At 70.4% G+C, this 14961-nt stretch carries 12 protein-coding genes and 1 riboswitch; of the genes, 7 read left to right on the top strand and 5 right to left on the bottom strand.

Going from position 1 to position 14961, the window contains the following annotated elements:
* Nucleotides 1–32: 32 nt before the first annotated feature.
* Nucleotides 33–126: riboswitch (glycine riboswitch) on the top strand.
* A 144-nt stretch (nucleotides 127–270) separates the two neighbouring features.
* The 7 genes from gcvT to AMK18_RS14390 all read left to right on the top strand — a co-directional run bounded on the left by gcvT (nucleotide 271) and on the right by AMK18_RS14390 (nucleotide 9583).
* Entirely contained in the window at nucleotides 271–1386 is a 1116-nt protein-coding gene (gene gcvT, locus AMK18_RS14420) for a glycine cleavage system aminomethyltransferase GcvT (RefSeq protein WP_018102543.1), read from the top strand.
* Between the two features lie 102 nt (nucleotides 1387–1488).
* Nucleotides 1489–1866 carry a glycine cleavage system protein GcvH gene (gene gcvH / locus AMK18_RS14415; RefSeq protein ID WP_018102544.1) on the top strand — a complete coding sequence of 126 codons (378 nt, stop codon included), beginning with the start codon at nucleotides 1489–1491 and terminating at the stop codon, nucleotides 1864–1866.
* Between the two features lie 19 nt (nucleotides 1867–1885).
* Nucleotides 1886–3145 (top strand): serine hydroxymethyltransferase, encoded by a 1260-nt coding sequence (gene glyA / locus AMK18_RS14410; protein WP_073863070.1) that lies wholly within the window; start codon nucleotides 1886–1888, stop codon nucleotides 3143–3145.
* Between the two features lie 154 nt (nucleotides 3146–3299).
* Nucleotides 3300–4682: an L-serine ammonia-lyase gene (locus AMK18_RS14405; RefSeq protein WP_073863069.1), complete on the top strand. Its 1383-nt coding sequence runs from the start codon at nucleotides 3300–3302 to the stop codon at nucleotides 4680–4682.
* A 100-nt stretch (nucleotides 4683–4782) separates the two neighbouring features.
* Complete coding sequence (gene metG, locus AMK18_RS14400; protein WP_073863068.1) at nucleotides 4783–6489, top strand: methionine--tRNA ligase; 1707 nt, start codon at nucleotides 4783–4785, stop codon at nucleotides 6487–6489.
* Between the two features lie 197 nt (nucleotides 6490–6686).
* Nucleotides 6687–8015, top strand: coding sequence for an SGNH/GDSL hydrolase family protein (locus tag AMK18_RS14395; RefSeq protein ID WP_073863067.1), 1329 nt, complete (start codon nucleotides 6687–6689; stop codon nucleotides 8013–8015).
* A gap of 620 nt (nucleotides 8016–8635) precedes the next feature.
* Nucleotides 8636–9583, top strand: a complete 948-nt coding sequence (locus AMK18_RS14390; protein ID WP_018102549.1) for a terpene synthase family protein — start codon at nucleotides 8636–8638, stop codon at nucleotides 9581–9583.
* 192 nt (nucleotides 9584–9775) lie between these two features.
* On the opposite strand, the gene AMK18_RS14385 is transcribed toward AMK18_RS14390, so the two are convergent.
* From AMK18_RS14385 to AMK18_RS14365, 5 genes are all read right to left on the bottom strand, one after another.
* Nucleotides 9776–9991: an EF-hand domain-containing protein gene (locus AMK18_RS14385; protein ID WP_018102550.1), complete on the bottom strand. Its 216-nt coding sequence runs from the start codon at nucleotides 9989–9991 to the stop codon at nucleotides 9776–9778.
* A 418-nt stretch (nucleotides 9992–10409) separates the two neighbouring features.
* On the bottom strand, nucleotides 10410–10925 hold the full coding sequence (locus AMK18_RS14380) for an ATP-binding protein (protein ID WP_026171446.1): 516 nt from the start codon (nucleotides 10923–10925) through the stop codon (nucleotides 10410–10412).
* Nucleotides 10926–11188: 263 nt separating this feature from the next.
* Nucleotides 11189–11956, bottom strand: coding sequence for an enoyl-CoA hydratase/isomerase family protein (locus AMK18_RS14375; protein WP_018102552.1), 768 nt, complete (start codon nucleotides 11954–11956; stop codon nucleotides 11189–11191).
* 293 nt (nucleotides 11957–12249) lie between these two features.
* The gene (locus AMK18_RS14370; RefSeq protein ID WP_026171447.1) at nucleotides 12250–13503 is read right to left on the bottom strand and encodes a L,D-transpeptidase; all 1254 of its coding nucleotides are present in this window, start codon (nucleotides 13501–13503) and stop codon (nucleotides 12250–12252) included.
* Between the two features lie 177 nt (nucleotides 13504–13680).
* A complete protein-coding gene (locus AMK18_RS14365) occupies nucleotides 13681–14907 on the bottom strand; it encodes a L,D-transpeptidase (RefSeq protein WP_018102554.1) in 1227 nt (408 codons plus the stop codon).
* Between the last annotated feature and the right edge of the window lie 54 nt (nucleotides 14908–14961).

Raw genomic sequence — 14961 nt, 5'->3', positions numbered from 1 at the left:
ATGATGACCCCGCCAACTGCATACAGGCCGCTTGAATCCGCGCGGGAGAGTCCCGGTCACCGTGCCGGGCGCCGAAGGAGCAAGATCCTCCCTTGAATCTCTCAGGCCCCGTACCGCGTGGATGAGGCAGATCTGAAAAGCGAGTCGCCCGGCGGCTCCACCCAAGGTGCAAGCCGAACCCCTGTGGGGTCTCTCGGCGAACCTCTCAGGTTCCGATGACAGATGGGGAGGGATCGTCCTCGTCGTCGTCATGCCCTGGGAGCCCGTTTCATGAGCAGCACCCCCCGTCTCACCGCCCTCGATGCCCTGCATCGTTCGCTGGGCGCCACCATGACCGACTTCGCGGGCTGGGACATGCCGCTGCGGTACGCCAGTGAGCGCGACGAGCACAACGCCGTCCGCACGAAGGCCGGTCTCTTCGACCTGTCCCACATGGGCGAGATCACGGTCACCGGCCCGCAGGCCGTGGACCTGCTGAACCACGCGCTGGTCGGCAACATCGGCACGGTCTCGACCGGCCGGGCCCGCTACACGATGATCTGCGCCGAGGACGGCGGCATCCTGGACGACCTGATCGTCTACCGCCTCCAGGACACGGAGTACATGGTCGTCGCCAACGCCGGCAACGCCCAGCTCGTCCTGGACACGCTCACCGAGCGCGCCGCCGGCTTCGACGCCGAGGTCCGCGACGACCGCGACGCCTACGCGCTGCTCGCCGTGCAGGGCCCCGAGTCCCCGGCGATCCTCGCGGCCGTGACCGACGCCGACCTGGACGGCCTGAAGTACTACGCCGGACTGCCCGGCACGGTCGCCGGGGTCCCCGCGCTGATCGCCCGTACCGGCTACACCGGTGAGGACGGCTTCGAGCTGTTCGTCGCGCCCGGCCACGCCGAGCAGCTGTGGCGGGCGCTCACCGACGCGGGCGCCGCGCACGGCCTGATCCCGTGCGGCCTGTCCTGCCGTGACACGCTGCGCCTGGAGGCGGGCATGCCGCTGTACGGGCACGAGCTGACGACCTCGCTGACCCCGTTCGACGCCGGGCTCGGCCGGGTCGTGAAGTTCGAGAAGGACGGCGACTTCGTCGGCCGCAAGGCGCTGGAGGCCGCCGCGGAGCGCGCCGAGACCGCCCCGCCCCGCAAGCTCGTCGGCCTGGTCGCCGAGGGCCGCCGGGTGCCGCGCGCCGGCTTCCCGGTCGTGGCGAACGGCGAGGTCATCGGCGAGGTCACCTCCGGGGCCCCCTCCCCCACGCTGGGCAAGCCGATCGCCATGGCGTACGTCGACGCGGCGCACGCCGAGCCGGGCACCGCCGGAGTCGCGGTGGAGATCCGAGGCAGCCACGAGCCGTACGAGGTCGTGGCGCTCCCCTTCTACAAGCGCAAGAAGTAGAACCGTAGGACCCGGCCGGGCGCCGCACACGTGACGCGGTCCCGTCTCACACCGTAAGACCATCGTTCATCCGCACTCCCCGCGTACAGGAGAATTCAGACCATGAGCAACCCCCAGCAGCTGCGGTACAGCAAGGAGCACGAGTGGCTGTCGCCCGCCGAGGACGGTGTGGCCACGGTCGGCATCACCGAGCACGCGGCCAACGCGCTCGGTGACGTCGTCTACGCGCAGCTTCCCGAGGTCGGCGACACCGTGACCGCGGGCGAGACCTGCGGCGAGCTGGAGTCGACCAAGTCGGTGAGCGACCTGTACTCGCCGGTGACCGGTGAGATCACCGCGTTCAACCAGGACGTCGTGGACGATCCGTCGCTGGTCAACTCCGCTCCGTTCGAAGGCGGCTGGCTGTTCAAGGTACGCGTCGCGGAGGAGCCGAAGGACCTGCTCTCCGCCGACGAGTACTCCGAGTTCTCCGGCAACTGAGACCCCAAGGGACCACCTGATGTCGCTTCTCAACTCCTCCCTCCACGAGCTGGACCCGGACGTCGCCGCCGCCGTCGACGCCGAGCTCCTGCGCCAGCAGTCCACGCTCGAAATGATCGCCTCGGAGAACTTCGCTCCGGTCGCGGTCATGGAGGCACAGGGCTCCGTCCTGACCAACAAGTACGCCGAGGGCTACCCCGGCCGCCGCTACTACGGCGGCTGTGAGCACGTCGACGTGGTCGAGCAGATCGCGATCGACCGGATCAAGGCGCTCTTCGGCGCCGAGGCCGCGAACGTCCAGCCGCACTCCGGTGCGCAGGCGAACGCCGCCGCGATGTTCGCGCTGCTGAAGCCGGGCGACACGATCATGGGCCTGAACCTGGCGCACGGCGGTCACCTGACCCACGGCATGAAGATCAACTTCTCCGGCAAGCTCTACAACGTGGTCCCGTACCACGTGGACGACACCGGTGTCGTGGACATGGCCGAGGTCGAGCGCCTGGCCAAGGAGGCCAAGCCGCAGCTGATCGTCGCCGGCTGGTCCGCCTACCCGCGCCAGCTGGACTTCGCCGCCTTCCGCCGCATCGCGGACGAGGTCGGCGCGTACCTGATGGTCGACATGGCGCACTTCGCCGGTCTGGTCGCCGCGGGCCTGCACCCCAGCCCGGTGCCGCACGCCCACGTCGTCACCACCACCACGCACAAGACCCTCGGCGGTCCGCGCGGCGGTGTGATCCTCTCCACCCAGGAGCTCGCCAAGAAGATCAACTCGGCGGTCTTCCCGGGTCAGCAGGGCGGCCCGCTGGAGCACGTGATCGCGGCCAAGGCGGTCTCGTTCAAGGTCGCGGCGGGCGAGGAGTTCAAGGAGCGCCAGCGGCGCACCCTGGAGGGCGCCCGCATCCTGGCCGAGCGCCTGGTCCAGCCCGACGTCACCGAGGTCGGCGTCTCCGTCCTGTCCGGCGGCACCGATGTGCACCTGGTCCTGGTGGACCTGCGCAACTCGGAGCTGGACGGCCAGCAGGCCGAGGACCGGCTCCACGAGCTCGGCATCACGGTCAACCGGAACGCCATCCCCAACGACCCGCGCCCGCCGATGGTCACCTCCGGCCTCCGGATCGGCACCCCGGCCCTGGCCACCCGCGGCTTCGGCACCGAGGACTTCACCGAGGTCGCCGAGATCATCGCCTCGGCCCTCAAGCCGTCCTACGACGCGGACGACCTGAAGGCCCGGGTCACGAAGCTCGCCGAGAAGTTCCCGCTGTACCCCGGCCTGAAGTAGCCGACCCGGCGCGTTTGCGCTTTCGGATGGGGCACCCCGCACACTGAACAGTGGGCGTGGTGCCCCATCCCTTGTCACCCGCACTTCGGGCCGACCCGGCCCGTACCGCACTACCCGGCAGACAACGGCGTCTACCAACCCTTAGGAGTCACCCGTGGCCATCTCGGTCTTCGACCTGTTCTCGATCGGCATCGGCCCGTCCAGCTCCCATACGGTCGGCCCCATGCGCGCGGCCCGTATGTTCGCGCGCCGCCTGAAGAACGAGGGCCTGCTCGCGCACACCGCCTCGATCCGGGCCGAGCTGTACGGCTCCCTCGGCGCCACCGGCCACGGCCACGGCACCCCCAAGGCGGTCCTGCTCGGCCTGGAGGGCGAGTCCCCGCGCACCGTGGACGTCGAGACGGCCGACGAGCGCGTCGAGGCGATCCGCTCCACCGGCCGGATCAACCTGCTCGGGATGCACGAGATCCCCTTCGACGCGGACGAGCAGCTGATCCTGCACCGCCGCAAGGCGCTCCCGTACCACGCCAACGGCATGACCGTCTTCGCGTACGACGCCGACGGCGCCCCGCTCCTGGAGAAGACGTACTACTCGGTCGGCGGCGGCTTCGTCGTGGACGAGGACGCCGTGGGCGAGGACCGGATCGTGCTCGACGACACGGTCCTGAAGCACCCCTTCCGCACCGGTGACGAGCTGCTGCGGCTGGCCCGCGAGACCGGTCTGTCGATCTCCTCGCTGATGCTGGAGAACGAGCGCGCCTGGCGCACCGAGGAGGAGATCCGCTCCGGGCTCCTCGGCATCTGGCGGGCCATGCAGGCGTGCGTGACGCGCGGGATGTCCCGCGAGGGCGTCCTGCCCGGCGGCCTCAGGGTGCACCGCCGCGCCGCGAAGACCGCCCGCCAGCTGCGCGCGGAGGGCGACCCCCAGACGCACGCCATGGAGTGGATCACCCTCTACGCGATGGCGGTCAACGAGGAGAACGCGGCGGGCGGCCGCGTGGTCACCGCCCCGACGAACGGCGCGGCCGGCATCATCCCGGCCGTCCTGCACTACTACGTGAACTTCGCGGCGGGCGGCGCGACCGAGGCCGAGAAGGACGACAGCATCGTCCGCTTCCTGCTGGCGGCGGGCGCGATCGGCATGCTGTTCAAGGAGAACGCCTCCATCTCCGGCGCCGAGGTCGGCTGTCAGGGCGAGGTCGGCTCCGCCTGCTCGATGGCCGCCGGCGCCCTCGCCGAGGTCCTGGGCGGCACCCCCGAGCAGGTGGAGAACGCCGCCGAGATCGGCATGGAGCACAACCTGGGCCTCACCTGCGACCCCGTCGGCGGCCTCGTCCAGATCCCGTGCATCGAGCGCAACGGCATGGCCGCGGTGAAGGCGGTCACGGCCGCGAAGATGGCGCTGCGCGGCGACGGCAGCCACAAGGTCTCCCTGGACAAGGTCATCAAGACCATGAAGGAGACCGGCGCGGACATGTCCGTGAAGTACAAGGAGACGGCCCGGGGCGGGCTCGCGGTGAACATCATCGAGTGCTGAGGGGCCGTAAATGCGGTAAAGGGGGCTGTCTCCCATTCGATAAGATGCAAACGGCCTGCGACAGAGGCACCGGCACCTTAGAAACTGGGAGCATCCAACGATGACTCGACACCTGATCACCAGCGCGCTTCCCTACATCAACGGGATCAAGCACCTGGGGAACCTGGTCGGGTCGATGCTCCCGGCGGACGTCTATACGCGGTATCTGCGCCAGCGGGGCGAGGAGGCGCTGTACATCTGCGCCACCGACGAGCACGGCACCCCGGCGGAGCTGGCCGCGAAGGCGGCCGGGCTGCCGGTGGCCGAGTTCTGCGCGCAGCAGCACGACGCGCAGAAGGCGGTCTACGACGGGTTCGGGCTCGCGTTCGACTACTTCGGGCGCAGCTCCTCCGCCGAGAACCGCGAGATCACCCAGCACTTCGCCCGCAAGCTGCACGAGAACGGCTTCATCGAGGAGCGGGCGATCCGCCAGGTCTTCTCGATCGCCGACGACCGCTTCCTGCCGGACCGCTACATCGTCGGTACGTGCCCGCACTGCGGGTACGACAAGGCGCGCGGCGACCAGTGCGAGAACTGCACCCGGGTGCTGGACCCGACGGACCTGATCGAGCCGCGCTCCGCGATCAGCGGCAGCAGCGAGCTGGAGGTCCGGGAGACCAAGCACCTCTTCCTCCTCCAGTCGAAGCTGTCCGGCGAGGTCGAGGCGTGGATCGACAAGACGAGCGACGAGTGGCCGCACCTGGCGTCCTCGATCGCCCGCAAGTGGCTCACCGAGGGCCTGCACGACCGGTCGATCACCCGTGACCTGGAGTGGGGCGTGCCGGTCCCGGCCGACACCTGGCCGGAGCTGGCGGCCGAGGGCAAGGTCTTCTACGTCTGGTTCGACGCCCCCATCGAGTACCTCGGGGCGACGAAGGAGTGGGCGGACCTGGAGCCGGAGACCCGGGACTGGCGTTCCTGGTGGTACGAGGCGTCCGACGTCCGGTACACGCAGTTCATGGCCAAGGACAACGTCCCGTTCCACACGGTGATGTTCCCGGCGATGCAGATCGGCACCCGTGAGCCGGTCAAGCGGGTCGACCACGTCAAGGCGTTCAACTGGCTGAACTACTACGGCGGCAAGTTCTCGACGTCGCAGCAGCGCGGCATCTTCTCGGACACCGCCCTGGAGCTGCTGCCCGCGGACTACTGGCGCTACTTCCTGATGGCGCAGGCCCCGGAGTCGGACGACACGTCGTTCACCTGGGAGCTGTTCGCCACCTCGGTCAACAAGGACCTGGCCGACACCCTCGGCAACTTCGTGAACCGGGTGCTGTCCTTCTCGCGCAAGCGGTTCGGCGACGAGGTCCCGGCGGGCAAGGAGGCCGGGGAGGCCGAGCGGAAGCTGGGCGAGGAGATCGCGCGGCTGCTCGCGGAGTACGAGGGCCACATGGAGGCGCTCCAGTTCCGCAAGGCGGCCCAGGCGCTGCGCGCGCTGTGGAGCGCGGGCAACTCCTACCTGGAGGAGAAGGCCCCCTGGCTGGAGATCAAGACCGACCAGGAGGGCGCCGCGCTCACGCTGCGCACCGCGATGAACCTGATCCACCTGTACGCGGTCGTCTCGGAACCGTTCATCCCGTCCTCCGCGCGGGCCATGCGCGAGGCGTTCGCCCTGGCGGACGACACGGCGACCTGGGTGAGCGCCGACGAGGCCCGCGCCCTGGCGTCCGTACCGGCCGGGACCGCCTTCACGGTGCCGCCGGTGCTCTTCGCCAAGATCACCGATGAGGACCTGGAGGCGTGGCGCTCGCGCTTCGGCGCCCAGTAGTCCCGCACAGTCGTACGTCGTCGCCCGGCCGGGTCCTTCCGGCCGGGCGATTGCGCGTTCCGGGGCGCCCTCACCCCCGTACGATCGAAATATTTCGAACCGTTGACCGAAAGTTCCGGCGGCGCTAATCTGCCGCGTGCCCGGCCGGGGCACGCACGTGTGCATGGAGAAACCCGACACGCAGAGGGAACACCGCCATGAACCGAAGAACGTCGCTCCTCAGCCTGATCACCGCGGGGTCGCTCTGCGCGACCCTCGCCGCCGTCTCCCCGGCCCTCGGCGCCGCGGAGGCTCACTCCGGCGGCGCGCCCGGCCCCCGGGAACGCGGCGCGCACTGGGTCAGCAGCTGGACGTCCATGCCTCAGCTGACCGAGCCGTCGAACATGCCCCCGGCCCCCTTCACCGGCGACGACTCCGTGCTGACGGACACGACGCTGCGGCAGACCGTCCATGTCTCGGCGGGCGGCGACCACATCCGGCTGCGGTTCTCCAACGCGTTCGGCGGCGCGGTGCTGCCGATCACCGAGGTCTCCGTGGCGCTCCCGCTGGACGGGAAGGCGGGGACCGGGGCGATCCGTCCGGGGACCTCGCACAAGGTGACCTTCCGGGGCTCGGCCTCCATCGACGTACCGGCCGGGGCGCAGGCCGTCTCCGACCCGCTGGACTTCCGGGTCGCCCCCGGGTCCAACCTCACGGCGACGGTCTACCTGGCGACCGGGCAGGCGTCCACCGCCCTCACCTCGCACCCGGGCTCCCGCACCACCTCGTACCTGCTGCGCGGCGACCACGTACGGGACGGGGACCTGCCCGGCGCGACGACCACCGACCACTGGTACCTGCTCAGCGGGGTCGAGGTCTGGGCCCGGGGCACCACGTCGGCGACGGCCGTGCTCGGGGACTCGCTGACGGACGGCCGGGGCTCCACGACCAACGGCAACGACCGCTGGCCGGACGCGCTCCAGGGCCGGCTGACGGACCGCACCTCCGTGGTCAACCAGGCGGCCGGCGGCAACCGGCTGCTCGCCGACGGACTGGGCCCCAACGGACTGGCCCGGCTGGACCGCGACGTCCTGGCGCAGAGCGGGACGGACCGGCTGATCGTCTTCGAGGGCGTCAACGACATCGGCACGGCGGACGCCACCCCGGCGGCCCAGAAGCGCACGGCCGAGGCCGTCATCACGGCGTACGACCAGATCATCACCCGCGCCCACGCCCAGGGCATCCGGGTGTACGGGGCGACACTGACGCCCTTCGGCGGCAACACGGACTACGACGATCCGAACGGGTACCGCGAGGAGTCCCGCCGTACGGTCAACACCTGGATACGCACGAGCGGCCGGTTCGACGCGGTGCTGGACTTCGACCGGGCGGTCCGCGACCCGCACCGGCCCACCGCGATCCGCGCCTCCCTGGACGTCGGTGACCACCTGCACCTGAACCCGGCCGGCTACCGGGCCCTCGCGGAGGCGGTCCCGGCCCGCCTCTTCGCACCGTCGCCGCTCCCGGCGGGCTTCGGCTACAACTGACCGGCCCACCGATTCAGCCATCCGGGGTCCGCCGCCGTGCGACGCGCGGGAGGCCCAGGAGTAAGCCAACTGCTCACAAGCGCGCAGGAGTTCATGTCGATCACACATTTTCGGTCACCGGCTCCTTCCCTCCCTTGCTCGCAGGGAGTTCACTGGACGTGACGAATGGTGACGCGACCGCCGCGCACGTCAGGCGGTGCGCTGCCCCGGGCCCTGCTCCGGCCGCCCGGTCCGCGCGGAGGAAAGAGGACAGTCATGCCGGCCGCCCCTTCCCCGGCACGCCCGCGGCGTGATCCGGCCGTGCGGGCCGCGTACGGCCGTCCGGAAGGGGTGGCCGGGGGTCCGGCGGTGACCGCCCGCCGCACCGGCTCCGGTCCGGGGGCGCGGCGGGCTCCGTCGCGCCCGGCCCGCTGTCCCACCGCGCTCCCGCCGTGCCGGTGCGGGCCATGGCCGCAGGGCCGTGCGTGCGTCCGCCATTCGTCGTCGCGCGTTCCGCGTGCGCGTATCCGTCTCGCGCATCCCCCTGCCCTGTTCTTATCGTCACGACGAGGTGCACCATGAGCAAGATCGCGCTTCCCGCATTCCACATGCCGTTCGAAAGTGCGGGATGTCATCCGGGAGTGGAGAAGACGAAGAAGGCCGCCTGGGAATGGGCGGAGGCCAGTGAACTCGTCCTGTCACCCGTGGCCGTGAAGAAAATGATCCGGACCCGCCCGGAACTCTGGATCTCGCTGATATTCCCCCGGGCCTCGCAGAAGCATCTGGACCTGTTCTGCCAGTGGCTCTTCTGGGCCTTCCTGGTGGACGACGAGTTCGACGACGGCCCGGCCGGGCGCGACCCGCGGCTCTGCGAGGGCGCGATCGGGCGTCTGGTGGACGTCCTGGACGGGGTGCGGGCACCCGTCGGCCGCATGGAGCACGCGCTGGACGAACTGCTCGCCCGGACCTGCGTGGACCGTCCGGCGCACTGGGTGCGGCAGTTCCGGCGGGACACGGCGGCCTGGCTGTGGACGTACTACGCGGAGGCCGTGGACCGGGCGGCCGGACATGTGCCGACCACCGCCGACTTCGTGAAGCACCGCCGCGATTCCGTCGCGATGCAGCCGTTCCTGGATCTGCACGAGATCACCGCCGGAATCGACCTCCCGGAATCCGCCCGGAGCCTGCCCGCCTATATCGCGCTGCGCAATGCGGTGGCCGACCATTCCGGGCTCTGCAACGACATCTGCTCGTTCGAGAAGGAAGCGGTGCTCGGATACGAGCACAACACCGTCCGGCTGCTCCAGCGCGACCGGGGCTGCACGCTCCAGGAGGCGGTGGACGAGGCCGGAATTCTGCTCGGCCGTATCGCCGACCGGGTGCAGCGCGCCGAGAAGGAACTCGTGGAGGAGATCGAGGCCGCCGGAATCGAGGGCCCGACGCGCACCGCCCTGGAGCGCTGCGTCCTGGATTACCGGGGGCTCGTACGGGGTGACTTCGACTACCACGCCCGGGCCGAGCGCTACACCCGCCCGGAGCTGACGGAGATCGAGGAGGACGGCTCGATGTCCCGTAACTTCGCGGCCTGACGGGACGGAGCGGGGGCGGGCGGGGAGGCGACCGGGACCGGTGCGCGGCACCGCGTCAGCGATTTCCGGACATTTCTCGCCGCGCCGCCCCCGCGCTCCCCGGCCGGGGGCCGGGAGGCCGCCGGTGGCCGGAACCGGTGGCCACGGAGCCTGTCCCGGATCCGCCCTTGTTCCGCTCGGGCCTGGTGCTGCTCAGCCCTTGTTCTGTGCGGCCCAGAACTCGTCGAACGTGAGGAGCCCGTCGCCGTTCGCGTCGTGGGAGTTGATCACGGCCTGCGCGACCGGCTCGGTGACGTACGGGTCACCCAGCTGAGCCATGACGCTCTTGTACTCGGCGGCCGAGATCAGCCCGTCGCCGTTCAGGTCGTACCGCTCGAACGCCTTGCGCGCCGACTCGATGTCCGCCACTGTTCCGCCCTTTCGTATGACTGTCTGACGGGGCTCAGATTATCCGGCGCCCCGGGCGGGCCGATGCGTGGGAGGGGCAGCCGACCGGCACACGCCGTCCACATCGTGGACGATCAATGGATCATGCGCGTGAACTCATGAATACTCATCGATTTCCAGGCACGTGACCGACCACACCTGCGTTTCCTCGATGAAATGTCCGGATCTGTAGCGATATACAAAGAATGCGACTTTGGCTGGGGAGTCTTCCGTCTGTCATAGTCGGTGGCACGACCCCCATTGACCCGGGCCAGGTCGTCATGAGCGGCCGTGAACACACCCCCCATTTCACGGTCCCCCCACAGAAGCCCCCGAGGCGCCGTCACCACGGCCGACACGGGGGCTTCTGTCTGCCCGGGGCGGCCCGCGGAGGGCGGGGTCAGCGGTCGGAGATGCGCATCTCGAACCAGGTGGTCTTGCCCCGGGGTAAGAGGTCCACGCCCCAGCGGTCGGAGAGCTTGTCCACGAGCATGAGGCCGCGGCCGCTGATGTCCATCTCGCGGACCGGCATGAGGCACGGCAGCCCGCGCGAGGGGTCGCGCACCTCGATCCTGATCCAGCCGCGGCGGCGCAGCATGCGTAGTCCGAAGACCCGGGCGCCGGTGTGCCGCACGGCGTTCCCGACGAGCTCGGAGACGAGCAGGACGGCGTGTTCGGCGGCCTGCGAGGAGAGCGCCCACTGATGGAGGACCACGCACGAGGTGAGCCGGCGGGCGGTGGCCGCGGACTCCGGGCGGGAGGGCAGCCGGACTTCTTCCTCCGTCGGGTTTCCGAACAACTCCAGCGCTTTGAACGCCTGTTCGTCCTCGACGGCCGGCAATCTCCGTGCCGCTGTCGCGCTGCTGCGCGGTCGCGGCTGCTCCACACCCTCCAGGCCCGCCATGCACACCATCATGGCCGCACAGCGGGCCTTCCGGGGCCGTTCCGAGGGAATACGCGACCCGTAATCAGTCGTTCCCCGAGGGCTGTTTGGCATATGCCACTGGCACTACGCGCCCCCAAACAGCCCACCTGACCTGCGAAAACAATCCCTCCGGTCGGGTTCTCCGACGCTCCGGGCGCGGCCGCTCTTAAGGTTCCGCTAATCCGCCCGCACGGATGAACGCGCCCGTTTGCGTTCTCCACCGGCGTTCGGTCGGGGTTTCAACCAGCTTGCCGTCAGAGGAATTTCGCCTTGCCGGGACCCTCCTCCACGAAGCTGCGCATTCCGCGTTCCCGGTCCTCCGTGGCGAACAGACCGGCGAACCACGTCCGTTCGATCGTGAGGCCCGTGTCGATGTCCGTCTCCAAGCCGCCGTCGACGGCCTCCTTGGCCGCGCGCAGCGCCAGCGCCGGCCCCTTCGCCAGCTTGGCCGCCCAGGCGTGCGCCTGCTCGTACACCTCGGCGGCGGGCACGACGCGGTCCACGAGCCCCATCGTCAGGGCCTCGTCCGCCCGGACGTGGCGGCCGGTGAAGATGAGGTCCTTGGCCTTGGCGGGGCCGACCAGCCGGGCGAGGCGCTGAGTGCCGCCGGCGCCCGGGATGAGGCCGAGCAGGATCTCCGGCTGCCCGAGCTTGGCGTTGTCCCCGGCGATACGGAAGTCCGCGCAGAGGGCCAGCTCGCAGCCGCCGCCGAGCGCGTAGCCGGTGACGGCCGCGACGACGGGTTTGGGGATGCGGGCGACGGCGGTGAAGGAGTCCTGGAGGGCCTTGGAGCGCAGCACCATGGCCGCGTGGTCCATCGCCTGCATCTCCTTGATGTCCGCGCCCGCCGCGAACACCTTCTCGCCGCCGTAGAGCACCACGGCGCGCACGTCGTCGCGCCGGGACGCCTCTTCGGCGAGCTCGCGCAGCCGGTCCTGGGTCGCCACGTCCAGGGCGTTCATCGGCGGACGGTCCAGGCGGATGGTGCCGACGCCGTCGCGTACTTCGAGGGTTACGGTCATGGGGTGCAGGTTAGACCGAGCGGCGCATGGGGGGCGGAAGAAGGAGCGGGGCTGGGTGCGTGCAGCTGCAAGGCGGAGGATTGAGCCATGGCGGAGCCATGGTGATTGACGACAACGCGGCAGATGCGCGTGCCCAGCCCCGCGACGCCGCCCCCCATGCGCCGCTCGGTCTGAACCAACGCTAACCGCGGGCGGCGCGGGCCGGGGGCGGTGCCGTGCGTCACGGCGGACGCGGGCGGGCCCGGCACCGTGGATCTCGGTGCCGGGCCCGCCGGGGTGTGAGGGGCGTGGACCTACTTGGTCCACTCCGACCAGCTCATGTTCCAGCCGTTGAGGCCGTTGTCCGGGCTGATGGTCTTGTCGTTCGAGTTCTTCACGACGACCACGTCGCCGATGAGCGAGTTGTCGAAGAACCAGGCCGCCGGGGTGGAGGAGCTGCCGCCGCCGCGCACATCCTGGAGGCCGACGCAGCCGTGGCTGGTGTTGGCGTTGCCGAACACGCCCGGGCCGCCCCAGTAGTTGCCGTGGATGAAGGTGCCCGAGGTGGACAGGCGCATCGCGTGCGGCACGTCCTTGATGTCGTACTCGCCGCCGAAGCCGACGGTGTCACCGTTCATCCGGGTCACCCGCAGCTTCTCGCTGATGACCATCTGGCCGTTGTACGTGGTGGTGGCCGGGGCGCCCGCCGAGATCGGGATGTCCTTGATCTGCTTGTCGTCCCGGACGACCTTCATCCGGTGCGTCTTCGCGTCGACGGTGCTGACCTGGCTGCGGCCGATGGTGAAGGAGACGGTCTTGGCCTGCTTGCCGTAGACCCCGGGCCGTCCCTCGACGCCGTCGAGGTTGAGCTTCACGGTCACCTTGGTGCCGGCGGCCCAGTACTGCTCGGGGCGGAAGTCCAGCCGGTCGTTGCCGAACCAGTGGCCCTCGACGGGCACGGCGGGCTCGGCGGTCACCTTGATGGCCTTCTCGACGGCCTCCGGGTCGGTGATGCCCCGGGTGAAGTGGATGGAGACCGGCATGCCGACGCCGACCGTCGAGCCGTCCTCGGGGGTGTACTGGCCGATGAAGGTGTTCTTGGGGACGAGCGTGGTGAAGGAGGTGTCCTTCGCGGACTCACGGCCCTTGGCGTCCTTGGCCACCGCGTGGACCTTGTACTTGGTCGCCGATGCCAGGTGGTGGTCGGGCACCCAGCTCGCGCCGTCCGTCGCGATCTTCCCCTCGACCTCGCCGCCCTTGGGGTCCGAGACCTTGACGACCGTCAGCTTCCCCTGCGCGGCGGTGATCTTCAGCGCGCCGCTCGTCGCGACGTCATCGGTCCCGTCCTTGGGCGCGACGGTCACCACCGCCTGCGAGGCGCTGGTGTCCTGGTCCTTGACCCCGCCCGCCTTGCCGTCCGCGCTGCCCGCGTCGGCGTCTCCCCCGCCGCAGGCCGTCACCAGAAGCAACAGCGCGCCCACCGCCAGGGCCGGCAGACCGGTGGCTCCCCGCAGCCGCCGCCTGCCGCCCGTCCCGGCCGATGTCCCCGATATCGGCTGCCCGTTCAATGTGGTCGTCTCCCCTCACACGGCCTGGCCCCGCCTAGGCCCGGGGAACCCGTGGGTTCCCGCCCCCGCGCACTGCATACGCGCGCTCAGCAGAGAGATAATCACACCGACTGTGGGCAGATCCTCTCGGAATTGTCACCGTTCCGTCCCAACTGGCCCCGGGCCTCCGCCGCCCCGCTACCGGAGCGCCGAACCCGCCCGCCACCGGGCCCAGTCCAGGTTCCAGCCGCCGAGTCCGTTGTCCGGTGCGACCGTCTTGTCCGGGGAGTTGACGACCTCGACGACGTCCCCGATGAGGGTGCGGTCGAAGAACCACCCGGCCGGGGTCGAGCCGCTGCCGCCCTGGACGTCCCGCAGCCCGATACAGCCGTGGCTGACGTTGGTGGAGCCGAAGACGCTGTCGTCGGACCAGTAGTTGCCGTGGAGGAAGGTGCCGGACTTGGTCAGCCGGATGGCGTGCGGCACGTCCTTGATGTCGTACTCGCCGCCGAAGCCGACGGTCCGCCCGTCCATCCGCGTCACCTCGTGCATCTCGCTCACCACCATCTTTCCGTTGTACGTGGTGGTCGTCGGGGAGCCCGCGGTGACCGGGACCGTGGAGACCAGCTGCCCGTCCCGGCGCACCTCCATCGTGTGCGCGGCGGAGTCCACCCGGGAGACCTGCTCCCGGCCCACCGTGAAGCGCACGGTCTTGCGCTGGCTGCCGTACACCCCCGGCGCGCCCTCCACGTCGGCCAGTGCGATGTCCACGGTGACCTCGGTGCCGGACTGCCAGTACTCCTCGGGGCGGAAGTCCAGGCGGCTCCTGCCGAACCAGTGCCCGGCCACCGTCACCGCCGGATCGGCGGTCACCCGGATCGCCCGCTCCACCGCCGCCCGCCGGGTGACGGGCCGGTTGAACTCGAAGGAGACGATCATGCCGGTGCCCACGGTCGAGCGGTTCTCCGGCTTGAAGTAGCCGATGAAGCGGTCCTTGGGGACGGCCGTGGTGAAGGTGGTGTGCCGGGCCGCGCGGTGGCCGCCGCCGTCCACCGCGACCGCGTCCACGCTGTACTTCGCGGCGAGCCCGAGCCGCGCCCCCTTCACCGGGGCCCAGGAGTGGCCGTCCTCGGCGATCCGGCCCGGCACCTCCTGCTCCTGCGCGTCCTCGATCCGCCGCACCCGGACGCTCTCCAGCCGGCCGTCCGGGACCTCCACCCCGACCCGGCCGTCCGCCCGGACGTCCTCGGCCCGGTCGGCGGGCGTGACCCGGATGGCCTCCTGCGGTCTCCCCTTCCCGCCGATGAACGAACCGGCGCCCGAACAGCCCGTCAGCACGGCCAGCAGCGCCAGTACGGCGAGCAGGCACCGCGCGGGCGGTGGGGCGAACGGACGCGTCCCTGCCTTCTTCGCTACGTCAGTCATGTCCCCCCAACGACGCGGGCGGCTCGGGGGAAACGTGAGTGCGGGCCGCCCGGT

Source organism: Streptomyces sp. CB01249, assembly GCF_001905735.1.
Taxonomy (GTDB): Bacteria; Actinomycetota; Actinomycetes; order Streptomycetales; family Streptomycetaceae; genus Streptomyces.
Note: the sequence above shows the minus strand (reverse complement) of the source record. Positions and strands in the feature narration are given on the sequence as shown.

Coding starts and splice junctions, on each gene's coding strand:
- gcvT (WP_018102543.1), top strand. CDS start 271: ATGAGCAGCACCCCCCGTCTCACCGCCCTCGATGCCCTGCATCGTTCG.
- gcvH (WP_018102544.1), top strand. CDS start 1,489: ATGAGCAACCCCCAGCAGCTGCGGTACAGCAAGGAGCACGAGTGGCTG.
- glyA (WP_073863070.1), top strand. CDS start 1,886: ATGTCGCTTCTCAACTCCTCCCTCCACGAGCTGGACCCGGACGTCGCC.
- metG (WP_073863068.1), top strand. CDS start 4,783: ATGACTCGACACCTGATCACCAGCGCGCTTCCCTACATCAACGGGATC.
- AMK18_RS14395 (WP_073863067.1), top strand. CDS start 6,687: ATGAACCGAAGAACGTCGCTCCTCAGCCTGATCACCGCGGGGTCGCTC.
- AMK18_RS14380 (WP_026171446.1), bottom strand. CDS start 10,925: ATGATGGTGTGCATGGCGGGCCTGGAGGGTGTGGAGCAGCCGCGACCG.
- AMK18_RS14375 (WP_018102552.1), bottom strand. CDS start 11,956: ATGACCGTAACCCTCGAAGTACGCGACGGCGTCGGCACCATCCGCCTG.
- AMK18_RS14365 (WP_018102554.1), bottom strand. CDS start 14,907: ATGACTGACGTAGCGAAGAAGGCAGGGACGCGTCCGTTCGCCCCACCG.